At 66.3% G+C, this 16,260-nt stretch carries 18 protein-coding genes and 1 pseudogene; 8 read left to right on the top strand and 11 right to left on the bottom strand.

The features are described from left to right. Positions 1-49 precede the first annotated feature (49 nt). Entirely contained in the window at positions 50-538 is a 489-nt protein-coding gene (locus QJR12_RS04475) for an inorganic diphosphatase (RefSeq protein ID WP_300579500.1), read from the top strand. 199 nt (positions 539-737) lie between these two features. Here QJR12_RS04475 and QJR12_RS04470 read toward each other — a convergent pair whose 3' ends face one another. The 5 genes from QJR12_RS04470 to QJR12_RS04450 form a co-directional block, all read right to left on the bottom strand. Then, positions 738-968 carry a hypothetical protein gene (locus QJR12_RS04470; RefSeq protein WP_300579499.1) on the bottom strand — a complete coding sequence of 77 codons (231 nt, stop codon included), beginning with the start codon at positions 966-968 and terminating at the stop codon, positions 738-740. A gap of 165 nt (positions 969-1,133) precedes the next feature. Beyond that, positions 1,134-1,418 (bottom strand): WXG100 family type VII secretion target, encoded by a 285-nt coding sequence (locus QJR12_RS04465; protein WP_300579498.1) that lies wholly within the window; start codon positions 1,416-1,418, stop codon positions 1,134-1,136. A gap of 65 nt (positions 1,419-1,483) precedes the next feature. Next, positions 1,484-1,780, bottom strand: coding sequence for a WXG100 family type VII secretion target (locus QJR12_RS04460; RefSeq protein ID WP_300579497.1), 297 nt, complete (start codon positions 1,778-1,780; stop codon positions 1,484-1,486). 96 nt (positions 1,781-1,876) lie between these two features. Continuing rightward, the gene (locus QJR12_RS04455) at positions 1,877-3,157 is read right to left on the bottom strand and encodes a PPE family protein (RefSeq protein WP_300579496.1); all 1,281 of its coding nucleotides are present in this window, start codon (positions 3,155-3,157) and stop codon (positions 1,877-1,879) included. A gap of 13 nt (positions 3,158-3,170) precedes the next feature. Then, positions 3,171-3,467 (bottom strand): PE family protein, encoded by a 297-nt coding sequence (locus QJR12_RS04450; protein WP_300579495.1) that lies wholly within the window; start codon positions 3,465-3,467, stop codon positions 3,171-3,173. Between the two features lie 484 nt (positions 3,468-3,951). Here QJR12_RS04450 and QJR12_RS17715 point away from each other — a divergent pair, with 484 nt between their 5' ends. Next, positions 3,952-4,335 (top strand): IS3 family transposase, encoded by a 384-nt coding sequence (locus QJR12_RS17715; RefSeq protein WP_366526289.1) that lies wholly within the window; start codon positions 3,952-3,954, stop codon positions 4,333-4,335. 181 nt (positions 4,336-4,516) lie between these two features. On the opposite strand, the gene QJR12_RS04445 is transcribed toward QJR12_RS17715, so the two are convergent. From QJR12_RS04445 to QJR12_RS04435, 3 genes are all read right to left on the bottom strand, one after another. Continuing rightward, positions 4,517-5,821 carry a PPE domain-containing protein gene (locus tag QJR12_RS04445; protein ID WP_300579494.1) on the bottom strand — a complete coding sequence of 435 codons (1,305 nt, stop codon included), beginning with the start codon at positions 5,819-5,821 and terminating at the stop codon, positions 4,517-4,519. A 608-nt stretch (positions 5,822-6,429) separates the two neighbouring features. Next, positions 6,430-6,993, bottom strand: coding sequence for a sigma-70 family RNA polymerase sigma factor (locus QJR12_RS04440; protein WP_300579493.1), 564 nt, complete (start codon positions 6,991-6,993; stop codon positions 6,430-6,432). A gap of 180 nt (positions 6,994-7,173) precedes the next feature. Beyond that, complete coding sequence (locus QJR12_RS04435; RefSeq protein WP_300579492.1) at positions 7,174-7,440, bottom strand: zf-HC2 domain-containing protein; 267 nt, start codon at positions 7,438-7,440, stop codon at positions 7,174-7,176. A 497-nt stretch (positions 7,441-7,937) separates the two neighbouring features. On the opposite strand from QJR12_RS04435, the gene QJR12_RS04430 reads away from it, so the two are divergent. From QJR12_RS04430 to QJR12_RS04410, 5 genes are all read left to right on the top strand, one after another. After that, entirely contained in the window at positions 7,938-8,207 is a 270-nt protein-coding gene (locus QJR12_RS04430; protein ID WP_300579491.1) for a zf-HC2 domain-containing protein, read from the top strand. A 281-nt stretch (positions 8,208-8,488) separates the two neighbouring features. Then, the gene (locus QJR12_RS04425; RefSeq protein WP_300579490.1) at positions 8,489-9,052 is read left to right on the top strand and encodes a sigma-70 family RNA polymerase sigma factor; all 564 of its coding nucleotides are present in this window, start codon (positions 8,489-8,491) and stop codon (positions 9,050-9,052) included. Between the two features lie 1,042 nt (positions 9,053-10,094). Beyond that, entirely contained in the window at positions 10,095-11,378 is a 1,284-nt protein-coding gene (locus tag QJR12_RS04420; protein WP_300579489.1) for a hypothetical protein, read from the top strand. Between the two features lie 26 nt (positions 11,379-11,404). Beyond that, positions 11,405-12,091 (top strand): glycosyltransferase family 2 protein, encoded by a 687-nt coding sequence (locus QJR12_RS04415; protein ID WP_300579488.1) that lies wholly within the window; start codon positions 11,405-11,407, stop codon positions 12,089-12,091. After that, positions 12,088-12,429: a DUF2304 domain-containing protein gene (locus QJR12_RS04410; protein WP_300579487.1), complete on the top strand. Its 342-nt coding sequence runs from the start codon at positions 12,088-12,090 to the stop codon at positions 12,427-12,429. The genes QJR12_RS04415 and QJR12_RS04410 overlap by 4 nt, the downstream gene beginning before the upstream one ends. A gap of 1 nt (position 12,430) precedes the next feature. Here the strand turns inward: QJR12_RS04410 and fdxA are convergent, their stop codons facing one another. Next, positions 12,431-12,751 (bottom strand): ferredoxin, encoded by a 321-nt coding sequence (gene fdxA / locus QJR12_RS04405; protein ID WP_300579486.1) that lies wholly within the window; start codon positions 12,749-12,751, stop codon positions 12,431-12,433. 58 nt (positions 12,752-12,809) lie between these two features. Continuing rightward, complete coding sequence (locus tag QJR12_RS04400) at positions 12,810-14,177, bottom strand: FAD-dependent oxidoreductase (RefSeq protein WP_300579626.1); 1,368 nt, start codon at positions 14,175-14,177, stop codon at positions 12,810-12,812. Positions 14,178-14,463: 286 nt separating this feature from the next. Between QJR12_RS04400 and QJR12_RS04395 the strand changes: the two are divergent. Beyond that, a pseudogene (locus QJR12_RS04395) lies at positions 14,464-15,375 on the top strand (LysR family transcriptional regulator); the annotation flags it as partial. 158 nt (positions 15,376-15,533) lie between these two features. On the opposite strand, the gene QJR12_RS04390 reads toward QJR12_RS04395, so the two are convergent. Continuing rightward, positions 15,534-16,250 carry a sirohydrochlorin chelatase gene (locus tag QJR12_RS04390; protein ID WP_300579485.1) on the bottom strand — a complete coding sequence of 239 codons (717 nt, stop codon included), beginning with the start codon at positions 16,248-16,250 and terminating at the stop codon, positions 15,534-15,536. Positions 16,251-16,260 lie beyond the last annotated feature (10 nt).

The following is a 16,260-nucleotide window of genomic DNA, read 5'->3' as shown; positions in this document are numbered from 1 at the left end:
ACTAGGGTGGACAGCCGATGACCAGCGACCCTGCGAAGGAGCCGACACGGTGCAATTCGACGTGACCATCGAAATCCCGAAAGGGCAGCGAAACAAATACGAGATCGATCACGCGACCGGACGGGTCCGGCTGGACCGCTACCTCTACACCTCGATGGAGTACCCGGCCGACTACGGCTTCATCGAGGACACCCTCGGTGAAGACGGCGATCCGCTCGACGCGTTGGTGTTGCTCCCCCAGCCGCTGTTGCCAGGCGTGCTGGTGGCGGCCCGACCGGTCGGCATGTTCCAAATGGTCGACGAACACGGAGGCGACGACAAGATACTGTGCGTTCCGGCCGGCGACCACCGATGGGATCACGTCACAGACATCGGGGACGTGCCGGCCTTCGAACTGGATGCCATCAAACACTTCTTTGTGCACTACAAGGACCTGGAACCCGGCAAGTTCGTCAAGGCCGCCGATTGGGTCGGTCGCGCCGAAGCCGAAGCGGAAGTGCGGCGCTCACAGGAACGGTTTAAGAGCGGCGAACACTGAACAGAACAGGCCGGGCTGCGTGTCGATTGCCCGGACCGTGGCCTTTGGAATTACCCGCCTGCACAAGGGGTTTAGACGTCGGCGCCCGCCGATCCTGATTTGATCCGGTGGTGGTGATGGTTGGGCCGATTGATGGGGTGTCATCAATCGGCCCGGTTGTCAGGGTGTGTGGTTGTGGGTGTGTTTTTGCCTGGGTTTTTCAGAGGGTGAAGGTTTGTGGTGCCACCATGGGCCAGGGTGAGGCCGGGACGACGCTGCGTTCCACGCGGTGGGTCACCGACTGCCAGGCGCTGGGTGAGTAGTGGGTGGTGGTTTCCTCGAAGCCGTCCACGCGCGAGATCGTCACCACACCGGTGGCCGGGTTCAAGTCGAAGACATCGCCTTTGGTTTCGTGGATTTCGGCCCCGTCAAGCAGCCGGATCACATACATGGGGGTGTTCCTTCTTTCTGGTTTGGTGTTGCGTTGGTGTTGGGGTGTGGGGGCGCGGCCCCCGGTGCTGGAAAGGCGCCCGCCGCGGCGAGTGTTGTGGTTGGCGCTGTGGTGGCGCGCTCGCCGCGGCGGGGCCGTCGGGGGGCTGTGCGGTGCCCGCCGCGGTCAGGCCCAGCTGGCGCCCACCGCGCTGTCGGTGCTGGCCATGTTGGCGCTGGCGGTTTGCACCTTGGTGCCGTGGGCGTTGGCCTGGTCGTAGATCACCTGGAAGTTGCGCCCCAACTGGGTGATGAACTCCTGGCAGCCCGCCGAGCCCGCGCCGCCCCAAAAATCCCCGGCGGCCAGCACATCCCGGATGATGGCCTGGTGCTCGGCCTCCATGGCGGCGGCCTGGGCGCGAATCAGCGCCCCGTGGGCGTCCACGTCACCGAACTGGTAGTTGATCGTCATTTGCGGTTCTCCTTACATGTCACTGGGTTTGGGCATAGCTGCTAATAGCTGCTGGTAGGTGGTTGCTAGCTGCTCAGCAGGTGCTGGGAGGCCAGCTCTTGGGTCTCGTAGTTGTTGGCGTCGCGGATCAACCCGTCACGCACCCCGTGCAGCATGGTGACGATGTTGTTAAACGCCTGATTCATCTGCGCCATGGTGTCGTAGGAGCTCACCTGGGCGGCCCCGCTCCAGCCGGCCCCGGCGATGCTTTGGGTGGAGGCCCACATCTTGGCGGCCTCCCCCTGAACGGTTTGCGCGTGGCCCTCAAAGCGGGCCGCCATCGCCCGCATCTGGTCGGGGTCGGTCATAAAACGCATCGGCATTGTCGTGTCTCCTTACCGTGTGGTCAACATTTGTTGAGGTGATGGCTTGCTGGATTGACTGGATTGGTTAGTGCTGAACCGCTGGCCCCCCTTCCCTCACCCGGCCGCCGGCGGATGCGGAACCACCGACAGCTGGAACCCGTAGCGCGGCGCCGGACCCCCGGCCATCCCCCGCCCCAGCCCCCCGACCAGCGGCACCCCGCCGAGCATGTCGGCCGGCCCGCCGGCCGGCGGTGCCGCCGAGGGCAGCGCCTCCGGCAGCGCGGTGGCCGTCTTGGGCACCGCCGCGATCGCCGGGGCCCAACTTTGCGGCACCGACAGCGCCCCGATCGAGCCGGCCCGGCCCAACCCGGCCGCCACCGGCGCCGCGCCGGCCAGCCCGCCCAACCCCGAAATCGGGGGCATGTTGTTGATGATGTTGGGCAGCGCCGCGGCCGCGTGCTCGGCCGCCTGGGCGGCCGGCTTGGACAACGTCTCCACCTGGCTCAGCTCCCACCCCAGGTCGTTGATCACGTTGTGCTCATTGCCGATCAGGGTGCTGGCCAACGCCGCCGGGCTGGAAAACCCCAACTGGTTCATCAGCGAGCCCGAGCCGAACAGCGAGCCCAGCAGCGACTTGGATGACGTGGCCGCCTTCGAGGCCGTGGACGCCGCGGTGGAGGCCGCGCCGGAGGTGGCGCTGGCCAGCGGCGCGACCGCGGCGGTGGTGCTGGCCGCCAGCGGTGCGCCCGAGGCGGTGGCGGCCCCCAGCGGGGCGCCCAGCACCGCCGGGGCCGCCGCAAGCGTCTGGGTCCCCGACACCCCACCGGCCTGCACGGTCGCGGCCGCCGGGGCGGCCAGCGCGGCCCCGGAGGTGGTCTGCGGGGCCGGGCTAAAGGTGGGCAACCCCGAGGTCGCCGCCAGCGCCGCGCCCTGATAGCCATACATCGTGGCCGCGTCTTGGGCCCACATCTCGGCGTACTGGGCCTCGGTGGCCATGATCGCCGGGGTGTTTTGCCCCAGGAAATTCGTGGCGATCAACGCCATCAACAACGCCCGGTTGGCCGCGATCACCGGCGGGGGCACCGTGCCTAAAAACGCCGCCTCATAGGCGGCCACCGCCGCCTGCGCCTGCGCGGCGGTCAGCTCGGCCTGCGCGGCGGTGCTGCTTAGCCACCCCACATACGGGGCGGCCGCGGCCGCCATCGCCGCCGACGCCGACCCCTGCCAGGCCCCACTGGTCAACCCCGAAACCACCGACCCGTAACCGGCCGCCGCCGAATACAACTCCCCGGCCAGCCCCTCCCAGGCCGCCGCGGCCGCCAGCAACGGACCCGCCCCCGGGCCGGCATACATCAACCCGGAATTAATCTCGGGGGGCAACACCGCGAAATCCATCCCCAACACCCCCTCACAACGCCGCGGTGTTGGCGGCCTCGGTGGCCGCATACGAGCCCGCGCTGGCCCCCAAGGTGGCCACAAACATGTCATGAATCGCCGCCGCCTGCGCGGCCACCGCCTGATACAGGCCCGCGTGCGCGGCGAACTGGGCCGCGGTCAACACCGACACCTCATCGGCGGCCGCCGGCACCACCCCGCTCGTCGGCCCCGCCGCCGCCCCATTAGCGGCGGCCACCGCCGAGCCGATACCCCCCAAATCACCGGCCGCCCCGAGCATCATCTCCGGCTCGGTAAACACAAAAGACATCGCAGTTCCTCTCCTTTAATGACCAAGCGCCCACCGGCCAAATTCGGTTGCGCTATTCAAGTAGTCGCCCCCCACCCCCAAAGAGTTCCCCCCAAAACCCCACACACCCCACCACCCAAAAACCACCAAAAACCACCCAAACACCCTGCAGCACAACAACACTCGACTACAAATTCGATATCATGCGCGACAGACTATTGTGTGAGATTCGGGGATTAGATGAACGGACGGTGTCAAAGATGAACATCAATACACCGTCAACTAAATGGTGTCGTACCGCATTTTATAACCACCGTAAACTCCGGTGTCGCTCAAAGAATCTACTACGTTTGTCCGGGTTGTGTCCGCGTGGTGTTGAGCGGCGCTGCCGACTTGGCCGGCACCGGCCGCCCCGCCGGCACGGCCAATAGCGGTTCGCTCACCGAAGTTTTTCAACCGCTAGATGGGGCTGAGCGGTTAGAGCGATAACGGCGGCGGGGGCAGCCTGGGAGGTGCGTATGGGGCCGACCGCCGAAGAACCCGTCGTCGACCATCAAAAGCTGATCTACTGGCCCGCACCCACATTCGCAACCAGAGCGCAAACGCAACAGGGCTATTCGGCTACATCGACCGATGGTATAACCCCCGGCGCATCCAACATCGCCTCGGCGGGCTCTCACCCGCCAACTATGAGGCTGCCTGGCACGCCTGGCAGCATCATCACCAACCGGCCACCCCCAATCCGAGGGCACCGACCGATCTCAGAGAGAAAAGTCTCCGGGAAACCGGGGGTCCAAGCACCGGTGTCGCATTGGGGTTGGCGGGATCAAAATCTCCGTTGTGTAGGCGTGCCGACCCCGACCGTAGTGTCTACTCCAATGAGAGGTGACCAGCACTGCGCCGGTAGGCTTTCCAGCGACCCCGACGCAGACCGGCAAGACGGCCATACTCGCCGCCTGGGACAAAGTTTTCTGAAACCTGTTCCGCTGCACGTGAGATCACATATGGCGGCCGACAAGTGACACTGCTTGACCGGGAAATCGCCTGCAGGCGCCGGGTAAGGCCAAAACTCACGCGATCCCAAACACGAACGCCATAGGTGGTTCGAAAGTTGCAGTGGTGTCCGACAGTATTGGAGTCACTGGCCTCACCGCGGGGGCGGTGATCGCCCACACCCGTGGCACCGACAACGCCCCGATGCATGCGGCCTGACCCCGACGCACCGACATTTCCACGCCGCCGCCGGCCGGGACGGAGGTGTCAGCGCCGTCGGTGGCGGAATTCGCCTCCGGAGCAAGAGCTGTCATGGCAGCTGTCAGCAACTTGATCGCCCCGACAACCGGGGTGTTCACATCAGCCGGGGTGGCTGGAGACGCACCGAGGCCTGAATCCGAAGCGTCCAGTCGGGACGCCAGCGACGCCAGCCGCGAACCCGGGGCCGACAATGGGGACGCCAGATTGCCCAGTGCCTCGGGCACGGCAGACATGAGCTCGGACAGCACGGTGTGGGGGCTTGCGCCGGCCAGCGCTGCGGTGTCGGTACCCGGGGTGCCGGCAGCAGCCCCCTGGGCCGCCGCGCCGGTGCTCGACGGTGGCAAGGTAAACGGGACCAGAGTCGACGCGGCCGCCGCGGCGCCGGCATAGCCGTACATCGCGGCGACGTTCTGAGCCCACATCTCCCCGTAGTGGCCCTCGGTGGTTGCGATTGCCGGGGCATGCTGCCCGAGAAAGTTCGATGTGGCCAGCACCTTCAGCAGGCTGCGGTTGGCCGAAATCACCGCCGGGGGCACCGTCATTGACAGCGCGCTCTCAAATGCGGCAGCCGCCGCTTTGGCCTGCGCCGCAGCCTGCTCGGCCTTGGCCGCCGTGGCGTTCACCCACCCCAGGTAGGGGGCAGCCGTCGCCGTCGCGAACGCTGACGGTTCGCCCTTGAGCGCCGACACCACCGAATCGCAGCCGGCGGCCAGCCAATTCAACTCGCTGGCCAGCTCCTCCCAGGCCGCCGCAGCGGCAAGCATCGGCCCTGACCCGGGACCCGAGTACATCCGCGCGGAATGAATCTCCGGCGGCACCATCGCGAAATCGGCGACCAATCCTCGACCTTGGGTTTGCGGCACGGCGGCGTCAGCGGCCTCGGAAGCCGCATGCCACCCGGCGTCGCTATCCAGGTTGGCCGCCAACATCTCCTGAAACCCCGTTTGGGCCCGGACCGCTTGATAAACCCCTGCATGCGCGGTGAACTGCGGCGCCGTTAGCACCGAGACCTCGTCGGCGGCGGCAGGAACCACCCCGGTGGCTGGGGCGGCCACGGCAGCACGATCGACGTCGCAGGCCTGCGCCGTCAGCATTTCCGGCTCAGTAACCACGTGAGACATCACATATCCTCCCCAATTGCTGCTGAGCGGACACAGCGGTGGTCCGCGGATTCGGTCGTGTCTAGTTAGTCGCGCGCGAATGTCGAAGAGTTCCGAGCGTCAACACGGACCGGGCAATACGGGGGTATTTGGGTGCGAAGGCGATCCGAAGCCGTGGTTACGACCGCATTGTCACCGGCGGATTCGTTGACAGAGGTTCGTCAGGATCGTCAGCACTCGTGGGCATCGGGGGCATCGGACGGCATTCATCAGCACTCACCGGCAAAAGATTCAGCGGGATGTTGAGCTGTGGTCACACGGCATGTCTCACGGCCGCGGAGCTGCATCATCAGCTGTCTCCGCAACCGTGCGACCGACCAACTCGGGGCTTCCCGGTGGGAAACGACCGTGCACGGCCGAGCCCGTTGCCGGCGTGGTAGCCGTCGGCCGGTGTCCCGATCGCGGTGGCGGTGATATGCGCTTGCCTCATACCACAGTGGTCGCAGAGTCGCAAGGCAAAGTTCCACATTCCCCTGAGGGCCGCCATCACGGGAGATGATCGGGAGCGGCGGCTACGGGCATCGGTTACGGGAATCGAAGACGCACGACCGGGCGGGGTGTGCCGAGGGTCAGCCCATAGCCCCGCCGCCGTGTGCGGCGATCAGCTCCTCGCGGGCGGCTGCGACGCGGGAGCGGACGGTGCTCACCTGACACCCCATGACGCTGGCGGCCTGCGCGTAGGACATTCCGATGACCTGGGTGAGCACCAGCGCCTCGCGTTGCTCCGGGGGCAACGCCCCCAGCAGCAGGTTCAACTCCACGAAATCGTCGTGCCCGGACGGCCTGTCTTTTTCTTCGGCGCGGTCAGCCACCGCCGACCAGTCGACTCGTGCCGAGATTCGGGGGGGCGCCGTCCTGCGATGAAGGTGATCGATGCCGACCTGGCGTGCGATCCCCAGCAGCCAGGCGCGCGCACTGGAACGGCCGGTGAACCCGGGCAGTCTGCTCAGTGCCTGCAGATACGTTTCCTGGGCCAAGTGTCCGGCGCAGTCTGCGCCGGACACGTGCGCATGAAAGCGCCATATATCGTCTTGCGTCGCCCGCACGAAGGCCGCCAACGCCGCCCGGTCGCCACGGCCGGCGGCTTGCGCCAGCCTGACGGTATGAATATCCGTAACTTCTCGCGCCACCACATGGGCAGCGTATTCACAAGTTGGCCCGGAAAATTCGGAGGTTGGCAATGTTCACGAAGTAGCTCAGTAATATTTAAAAGACCAACACCATTGAGCGTGTCGATTAACAGCACCTAAACGCGGCCGAACATCCGGATCGATGACCGGAAATCGGTCATCGCAACGGCGCCGGCAGGGAAGCTAGGCACCCCCGCTGTGCTCGGACCGCTCGTCATCTTCGCCGCCGGCCGGCATCTCCTGCACCGCGGAAAGCACCCCGGTGACCAAGTCAGGGGTCTCGACCACCGGGCGCACCCGCAACGCCCGGGTCAGCCTGGCGGCCGCTGCCTGCCAGCGCCGACACGCCGGACACTTGCTCAGGTGGTCGTCAACCACAGCCGGTGCGACGGGCTCCGCCTCGCCGTCGAGCCGTGCCGACACCGCCTCCCGGCACATCTCACAGTCCACCGCGCACCCCAGTCCCTTTAATCCCGCTGGCGCGTCCGGTGCGCCACCCGCAGCTGCGGCCGGAGTCCGGCTCCCGCCGGCGATGGGCCCGACCATTGCCCCGGCCGGTCCGCCGGAATCCCAACCGGCAACCACGACGCGGCGATCGGACTAGCGATGCTCCACCCTCACGGCCACACTTCCCCGGATCCACCCCGGAACCTGACCCGACCTTCATCGTTTGCACAGCCGGGACATCCTCCGCATCGTGTTCTGCAGGTAGGTGCGCTCATGACGCCCACAACAAGGGTGGTAGACCGTTGCTAGCACATAACCACCAGCAGCGCAACCCTTGGCTGGCCCCAAAGATCGGGCGGGCGGTTAATCGACCGCCGGGCCGATGAGGCGCTTGCACCTATCGCGCCGCGGTGGCGCATTGTAGAGCGGCGACTTCGGCACGCACCAACGCCGCCGCGCGTCATCCGCGGCCACCGCCGGCGAATCTGTAGCATGGCTGCGTGGACTGTAAAAATTGCCGCGAGGCCCTGTCGGCTCGGCTCGATAACGAGGAGGAGTTCGCTTCGTCGGTTGAGGTCGATGACCATCTGAGAAAATGCCCGGCGTGTCGTCGCTGGCAGGTTGAAGCCGCCGCGTTGACCCGGGCGTTGCGGGTTCGCCCGGCGGTGAAGACGCCCGATTTGGTGGCTGAAGTGCTTGGCGCCGTTCAGGCGATCCCCGTCCGCGGAAATGCTGACGAAGGACAGACCTGGCCCAGGGGGGGCGCTTAACGAAGCTTCAGCGGCGAGATTCGGTAGCTTGCCGATTCGGTTTGCGCCCTGGTTCCTATATTCCCACCAAACCCTTTGTGGCACAGCACTTCTTGACGTTCTGAAAGCATTCGACCCGTTTTGAGGGGCGATGAGCGCGGGGTCACCGGGTGATTGCGACCCGATGGTCGATATCACGTCTTGTTAACAGATCGCAAACAATCCCGACTACCGCATGAATACCACTGGTATTTCACGGTTGTTCGAGGTCTCAGTTGCTTACTCGGGCTTAGGCTGCTGCTGTGAGCACCCCAGGGATCCCCGATTGCCAGACCACCGAGCTGGCGCTGGCGGCCGGGCGTGGTGACCGGGACGCGCTGGCGGAATTCGTGCGCGCGACGCAGCACGACCTGTGGCGTTTTCTGGCGCATCTGTCCGGCGCCGACACCGCCGAAGACCTCGCCCAGGAAACCTACCTGCGCGCGATCACCAGCCTGCCCAGGTTCAGCGGCCAGTCCAGCGCGCGCACCTGGCTGCTGGCGATCGCCCGCCGGGTCAGCATCGATCACACCCGCCGGGAAATGGCGCGCCCGCGGATCTCCCCGCATGCGGACTGGGCGGCCGCCGCCGACCGGGCGGCGGCCCGGCGCTCCTGCGGCCACGAGGACATCGTCGAGCTGAACCTGCTGCTGGATGCGTTGTGCCCGGAGCAGCGCGAGGCGCTGGTGCTCACCCAGGTGATCGGGATGTCCTACGCGGAAGCCGCCGACGTCATGGGGTGTCAGGTGGGCACCATCCGCTCCCGCGTGGCCCGGGCCCGCGAGGAACTCCTGCAGGCCCGCGACACGGCCGCGGATGTAGGCTGACCGCTTCGGTAGCCGCACTCGGTCGCTCCCCGGTTTAGCGCGCCAAAATTTCCGCCGATTGACCCGCAGCGCGAACACGGGAACTTTGCAGGCGCACCGTGCGACCACTGAGATATGCGGTGCACGCACATCCCCGCCCAGGTGGCGATCGGGCTACCGCCGCCAAGCTGGCTGCCCAACCGGCGCATCCGCCGGTGCACCGCGACTCGCCCGGCACATCCGGGCGCAGCAACGAAACCGGGCCCGACGGCCGGCCACTGCGGCCGTCCACAGCTGGGTACCCGTGAGAACGGCCATGGGGACGGGCGGCATGGGGATGAATGGCCCGACAACAACGACTCCCGGGACGACCGGCGGTGACTCCGCGGGTGCCGGTGACAGCCAACCAGGACAGGAGACGAAACGATGTTCACCGCACAATCGCCCTACGACCAACCGACAGGGCGTATCGACGTCCGCAAGCTGCAGGCCTGGTGGGCATATCAGCGACGCGAGGCGCGGGCAACCACCAGGGCGCGCTGGGTCGAGCGGCCGGCCAGGTAATCAACCGGTCAGCCGAATAAAGCGGGCACATGGACACGAAACGCATTGAAATGGATCGGGCGAAGCAATGATAGGTGTTGTGGTACTTGCTGGTATCGGGATCCTGCTGGGTGCGGAGATCACCGTCTTACGCCTCCTTCCCGGTAACCCGACGCCATCTCGGGCGGTTGTGCGCGGCGGCGATGGCTGTCCCGGATTTCACCGTCGGCTGCCGCGGCAATCATTTCACGATAGGTTGGCGCGCAACATCGTTGGTCACAAGCCGAAACTCCCTGACGGTGTCGCGGGTTTTTCGTAACCGGCGCGTGGGGTAGCGAGATCACCCCCGCCTAGTATTTTCATCCTGTGGCTAACCCGGAGGTCATCGCGGAGCACCTGGTGGTGCCGCAGGAACCGGAACGACACGCGTCAGACGGCTGCGGCGTTGCGGAATCCGGCCGCCCCGAAAGTTGTGTTGCGGCGTTTGATGTTCGAACCGCGCAACCGAAACGCCGTCGCGGTGACTGAGGTTGGCGGTGATCCCGGTTCCCCCGGGTGTGGGGGGGCCGCCGTCGGGCCGGTTGCGCGGGGCAGTGTTGCCCGGGTCGGCACGGCAACCGCACTGACCGCCATCTGCGGTTACACGGTGATCTACCTGGGCGCCCGCGACCTGGCGCCCGGCGGATTCTCGGTTTTCGCGGTGTTTTGGGGCGCGTTCGGGCTGGTCACCGGGGCAGCTAACGGACTTCTTGCGGAAACCACCCGAGAGGTGCGCTCAACCCGCGACGGTGACACGGTGCGGCGTGGCACCGCGGATCTTGGCACGCATCCGCTGCGGCTGGCCGCGGTGACCGGCGCCGCCGCCGCCGTGGTGATCGCGGTCAGCTCCCCGTTGTGGAGCACGCAGGTGTTCAGCACCGAACGCGGGCTCTCGGTAGCGCTGCTCAGCGTCGGGTTGGCGGGATTTTGCCTGCACGCGACCCTTTTGGGGATGCTGGCCGGCGCCAACCGCTGGGCACACTACGGAGCGCTGATGGTGACCGACGCCGTCATTCGGGTGGCGATCGCGGTGGCGACATTCGTGATCGGATGGGGGCTGGCGGGGTTTTTGTGGGCCACCGTCGCGGGCGCGGTGGCTTGGCTGCTGATGTTGCTCGCCTCGCCCACGGCGAGGGCTGCGGCCCGGCTGCTGACGCCGGGGGGCACCGCCACGTTCCTGCGCGGCGCGGCCCACTCGATCACCGCCTCGGGCGCCAGCGCGATCCTGGTGATGGGCTTTCCGGTGCTGCTCAAGGCGACCTCAAAAGAGCTGGGCGCCACCGGCGGCGTGGTCATCCTGGCCGTCACCCTGACGCGTGCGCCACTGCTGGTGCCGCTCACCGCCCTGCAGGGCAATCTCATCGCCCATTTCGTCGACGAACGTTCCCAGCGGCTTCGGGCGCTCATCGCACCCGCGATGGTCGTGGCTGGCGTCGGCGCGGTCGGCGTGCTGGCCGCCGGACTGACCGGTCCCTGGTTGCTGCGCGTCGGCTTCGGCGCCGATTACCGTGCCAGCGGGGCGTTGCTGGCCTGGCTGACGGCGGCCGCGGTCACGATCGCCATGCTGACGCTGACCGGTGCCGCCGTGGTCGCCGCCGCGTTGCACCGGGCCTATTCGCTGGGCTGGGTCGGCGCAACGGTAGCCTCGACGGCACTGCTGCTGCTGCCGCTGCCGCTGGAGACGCGCACCGTGATCGCGCTGCTGTGCGGCCCGCCGGTGGGAATCGCCGTACATTTGGCGGCGTTGACGCGGCCACCCGGCTGATCCGCGGTGTACCTTGTGGGATCGATATGGGTTACCCCGACGCCTGGATCATCGTTCCGGCCTTTAACGAAGCCAGTGTCATCGGCGACGTCATCGCCGACCTGCGCTCCGTTTTCGATCACGTCGTCTGCGTAGACGATGGCAGCAACGACGGCACCGGCGAGATCGCGCTACGAGCCGGGGCGCACTTGGTGCGCCATCCGGTTAATCTGGGCCAGGGGGCCGCCATCCAGACCGGTGTGGAGTATGCGCGAAGCCGGCCCGATGCGCGGCTTTTCGTCACCTTCGACGGGGACGGTCAGCACCGGGTCCGCGACGTCGTCGCCATGATCGACCGGCTGTGCATGGGCGATGTCGACATCGTCATCGGAACCCGGTTCGGCCCCGGTGTCAGCAGACCACCACTGCTGAAACGGCTCGTGCTGCAAACCGCCGCCCGGTTGAGCCCGCGCGGCCGACGGCTCGGGCTGACCGACACCAACAACGGGCTGCGAGTGTTCAACAAGACGGTGGCCGACGGGCTCGACATCACCATGAGCGGAATGAGCCACGCCACCGAATTCCTGATGCTGATTGTCGAAAACCGTTGGCGGGTGGCCGAAGTGCCGGTCGAGGTGCGCTACACCGCGTACTCCAAGTCCAAGGGGCAGCCGCTGCTTAACGGCGTCAACATCATCTTCGACGGGTTCCTGCGAGGAAGGATGCCACGATGAACTGGATCCAGGTGTTGTTGATCGGATCGATCATCACCCTACTCATCTACCTGCTACGGTCCCGCAAAAGCGCACAGTCGCGCGCCTGGGTTAAGGTCGGCTACGTCACTTTCGTGCTGGCCGGTGTGTACGCGGTGCTGCGGCCCAATGACACCACGGTCGTCGCGCACTGGGTTGGGGTGGCCCGAGGCACAGATCTGATGCTTTATGCGCTGATCATCGCGTTCAGTTTCACCACGCTGAGCACCTACCTGCGGTTTAAAGACTTGGAATTGCGCTACGCGCGACTCGTTCGCGCAGTGGCGCTCGCCGAGGCGCGCGCCCCCCGGGAGCGCTGACTCACGCCGGGCGTTGGTCCAGGTCTTTGACCGCGGTCGGGTCGTTTTCGGTGATTCCGATTTTCGCCGCGCCACCGGGCGAGCCGAGTTCTGCGAAGAAGTCGGCGTTGATCTGGCGATACCCGCTCCACTGCTCGGGCAGGTCGTCTTCGTAGTAGATGGCTTGGACCGGGCACACCGGCTCGCAGGCCCCGCAGTCGACACACTCGCCGGGATGGATGTAGAGCATCCGAGCCCCCTCGTAAATGCAGTCGACCGGGCATTCCTCAATGCAGGCCTTGTCTTTGATGTCAACACAGGGCTCGGCAATCACGTAGGTCATGAGCGTGTCCTTCCATGTCGCAATTGGGACGAGGAGTGCGGCATTTTGCCGGCCGGAGTCAGCCGTGTCCGGCGCGCAGCAGCTCCTCCAGGGTCGGCAGCTTGACGCGGGGCCGCCCCTGTCGCTCCCCGGCTTCGCGTTCGAAACGGTCAATGGCGTGCCAGTGCGCCGCGGTGACGAGTTTGGGCTGGCGTGAGACCAGCCAGTCAGCGAGTTTGGCGGCGTGATCCCCGGGGAAATCCGCGAGCCCGCGCTCGCGGCCGACGGCAAGATCCCCCAGCAGGGTGTCGACGGTGTCCTGGGAGTCTTTTTTGTTGGTGCCGATCACCCCGCTGGGTCCCCGCTTGATCCAGCCGACGACGTACTCGTTGCGGCGGCCCACGACCCGGCCATTGGCGCTGGGGATGGTGCCGGTTTTGTCATCGAACGGCACCCCCGGGATGGGCACGCCGCGGTAGCCGACCGAACGCACCACCAACTGGACGGGCAGCGTCTCACGGTCCCCGGTGTCTTTGGCCACCACCCGTCCACCGGCATCGCTGACCAACTCATTTCGGCCGAGCACGATCCGCTCGACTTTCCCGTCCCCGAGGATTTCTATAGGAGATGTCAAGAACCGCAATATGATTCGGCGATTACCGGGCCGGGACGCACGTTTCGCATAGTCGCGCAACACCTTGAGGTTCTGCTTTGCCGTCTTGCCCACCGCGGCGGCGTCCTCGTCGGTGATGCCCTGCAGCTGCGCCGGATCCACCACCACATCGACTCCCTGGAGATCACCGAGCTCACGCAGCTCCAGCGTGGTGAACGCGGTCTGCAGCGGTCCGCGCCGCCCGAGGACCACCACTTCCTCGACACCGCGCGAGCGCAGCGGCTGCAGTGCGTGATCGGCGATGTCGGTGTGCGCCAGCATATCGGGGTCGGCTACCAGCATGCGGGCGACATCGAGTGCGACGTTTCCGTTGCCGATCACGATGGCGCGTCCCTTCGACAGGTCGGGGTTTAGCTGCGCATAGTGCGGGTGAGCGTTGTACCAGCCGACGAAATCGACAGCAGCGATACTGCCCGGCAAATGCTCGCCCGGAATGTTCAGCGAGCGGTCCGATTGCGCCCCGACGGCGTAGATCACCGCATCATAGCGCTCGGAAAGTTCGGCAGCCTGAATGTGCTCGCCCACCCGGATGTTGCCGAAGAAACGGAAACGGGGATCTTCGGCGGTCCTTTCGAATTGCTTGCTGACTGACTTAATCTTGGGATGGTCCGGGGCGACGCCGGAACGCACCAGTCCCCATGGCGTCGGCAGCATCTCGAGCATGTCGACAGCGACCTCGATCTCCTCGGAAGTATCTGCGGCGTTCAACAGCGATGTCGCCGCGAAAAAACCCGATGGGCCGGAACCGACGATCGCAACGTGGTATGGACGCATACTCAGACGCATACTCAAAAGCCTCCTCATCGGCGAATACCCTGGCGAGCCGATCGATGCCCCCGGCGACCGTTCCGGCGCGCACGGGGCGTCTCGTCAATTGGGCGTGTCATGCTTCTCATGGTTCTCTTTTTGCGATGTCGCGGGTAGCGGTCGCACGATTGTGGAGTCACAAACGACCATTGTGTTTCGTCCTGCCAGAATCTGACTTGACTGCGGCATCCTTTATGATGGCGGCTAAAACCGGTGCACCGCACACAACGCTCATTTGTGGGTGAGATCACGCATGACGCTCAGCTCTCGCATGCCCGAACTTGCGTCGTTCGAAATATTTCTGGCGATTGCGAGGACCGGAAGTCTCGGTGCGGCCGCCCGGGAACTGGGGTTGACACAGCAGGCTGTTTCGGCGCGGTTGACATCGATGGAGACGCAGGTCGGAGTCGCACTGGCCGCCAGGAGCACGCGGGGCACGAAACTCACACCTGCGGGAGTCCTCGTCGCCGAGTGGTCGGCACGCCTGGTCGAAGTCGCCCATGAGGTCGACGCGGCCTTGGGTTCGCTGCGTACCAAAAGCCGTCAGCGCATCAAGGTGGTGGCCAGCCAGACCATCGCCGAACAACTCATGCCGCAGTGGCTGGTGTCGTTGCAGGCCGCTGCCGCGCGGCGTGGCGATACGGTGCCCGAAGTCATTCTGACCGCTACCAACAGCGACAAGGCCATCGCTTCGGTCCGTGATGGCACGGCAGATCTCGGATTCGTTGAAAACCCCGGGCCGCCCAAAGGATTAGGTAGCTGTGTGGTAGCACACGACGAACTCGTAGTCGTCGTACCGCCGAACCACCAGTGGGCCAGGCGATCACGCGTTGTAAGTGCTGCCGAACTCGCGCAAACACCCTTTGTGATGCGCGAACCACGTTCGGGAATAAGGGATTCCTTCACATTGGCGTTACGCCGTGCGCTGGGCGACGAAATTCAGCTGGCACCACCGATACTGGAATTGTCATCCGCCGCGGCTATGCGCGCCGCAGTCCTCGCCGGTGCTGGACCCGCGGTCATGAGCCGGCTGGCAGTGGCCGACGACCTGGCCGCCGGCCGGCTACGGGCCATCGCCGTTCCCGAGCTGAACCTGCGGCGGCGGTTCCGGGCGATCTGGGCCGGCGGGCGTACCCCGCCCCCCGGTGCCGTCCGAAACCTACTGAGGCAGCTGCGGCTGTGCGCGCCGCCGGATCGCCCATCCCGCCCCGCAAAGCCCCAACCCGCAAATAGGACGGCCCACGCTCCCAGGCGGAGTTAGATTTTCCCCGCAGGCGGGTGACGGCTTGCCCGCTTGGCTGCGGCGACGTCGATGAACGGGAGTTAGGCGACGGCCCGGGTTGCCACCGCATGCTCGAAGCGATCGAGCACGGTTTCGGCCACCAGGCGGTGCGCCCCCAAGGGGGGTGCCATTGCGATGCCGGCGTCGTGCGCGTAGGCCCGGATCCGGTCGATCACCCGTCCGGGCGCCAAAAACCAGGGCGCGATCACCAGCCGGCGGGCACCCCGGCGGCGCAGCTGCTCGCTGGCCTGCGCCAGCGACGGCTCGGGCCCGGTGGCAAAGGCCAGTGCGGCGCCGGCCCAGCGGGTATCCGCCGCCAGCTTGGCCGCTACCGTCGCGCTCCGCGCGTTTGCCGCCGCATCGGATGACCCGATCGCAACCACCAGCACACCCAATGCGCTGTCGCGGTCGGAGACACCCAACCCGAAAAGCCGCTCGCGCAGCACCGCGACCAGCCGATCGTCCTCACCGAGCACGTCGGCTTGCCGCACACCCTGCGCCCCGGCACGGGCGATCTGTTTGGGAATGTCCAAGCGCGCATGGTAGGCGCTGGCCAGCAGCAACGGCGACACCACCGTTCGGGGGGTATCCGCCAGCCCGGTAAGCACACTGTGCAGGCTGGGCAGGTTTTGCTCCAAAAACGCGACCCGCACCTCAAGGTCGGGCCGCATCCGGGCCAGCCGGCCGGCCAGGGCGCGCGCGTTGGCGGCCGAGCGGAGATCTTTGCTGCCGTGCGCGGTCAGCACCAGGGTGCTCATGAAGCGTGCC

The sequence above is a fragment of the Mycobacterium sp. genome, assembly GCF_029961025.1.
Lineage (GTDB): Bacteria > Actinomycetota > Actinomycetes > Mycobacteriales > Mycobacteriaceae > Mycobacterium.
The sequence above is the reverse complement of the archived record's forward strand: the minus strand, read 5'-3'. Positions and strand labels throughout refer to the sequence as shown.

Coding starts and splice junctions, on each gene's coding strand:
- QJR12_RS04470 (WP_300579499.1), bottom strand. CDS start 968: ATGTATGTGATCCGGCTGCTTGACGGGGCCGAAATCCACGAAACCAAA.
- QJR12_RS04465 (WP_300579498.1), bottom strand. CDS start 1,418: ATGACGATCAACTACCAGTTCGGTGACGTGGACGCCCACGGGGCGCTG.
- QJR12_RS04460 (WP_300579497.1), bottom strand. CDS start 1,780: ATGCCGATGCGTTTTATGACCGACCCCGACCAGATGCGGGCGATGGCG.
- QJR12_RS04455 (WP_300579496.1), bottom strand. CDS start 3,157: ATGGATTTCGCGGTGTTGCCCCCCGAGATTAATTCCGGGTTGATGTAT.
- QJR12_RS04450 (WP_300579495.1), bottom strand. CDS start 3,467: ATGTCTTTTGTGTTTACCGAGCCGGAGATGATGCTCGGGGCGGCCGGT.
- QJR12_RS04445 (WP_300579494.1), bottom strand. CDS start 5,821: ATGTCTCACGTGGTTACTGAGCCGGAAATGCTGACGGCGCAGGCCTGC.
- QJR12_RS04415 (WP_300579488.1), top strand. CDS start 11,405: ATGGGTTACCCCGACGCCTGGATCATCGTTCCGGCCTTTAACGAAGCC.
- QJR12_RS04410 (WP_300579487.1), top strand. CDS start 12,088: ATGAACTGGATCCAGGTGTTGTTGATCGGATCGATCATCACCCTACTC.
- fdxA (WP_300579486.1), bottom strand. CDS start 12,751: ATGACCTACGTGATTGCCGAGCCCTGTGTTGACATCAAAGACAAGGCC.
- QJR12_RS04400 (WP_300579626.1), bottom strand. CDS start 14,177: ATGCGTCCATACCACGTTGCGATCGTCGGTTCCGGCCCATCGGGTTTT.
- QJR12_RS04390 (WP_300579485.1), bottom strand. CDS start 16,250: ATGAGCACCCTGGTGCTGACCGCGCACGGCAGCAAAGATCTCCGCTCG.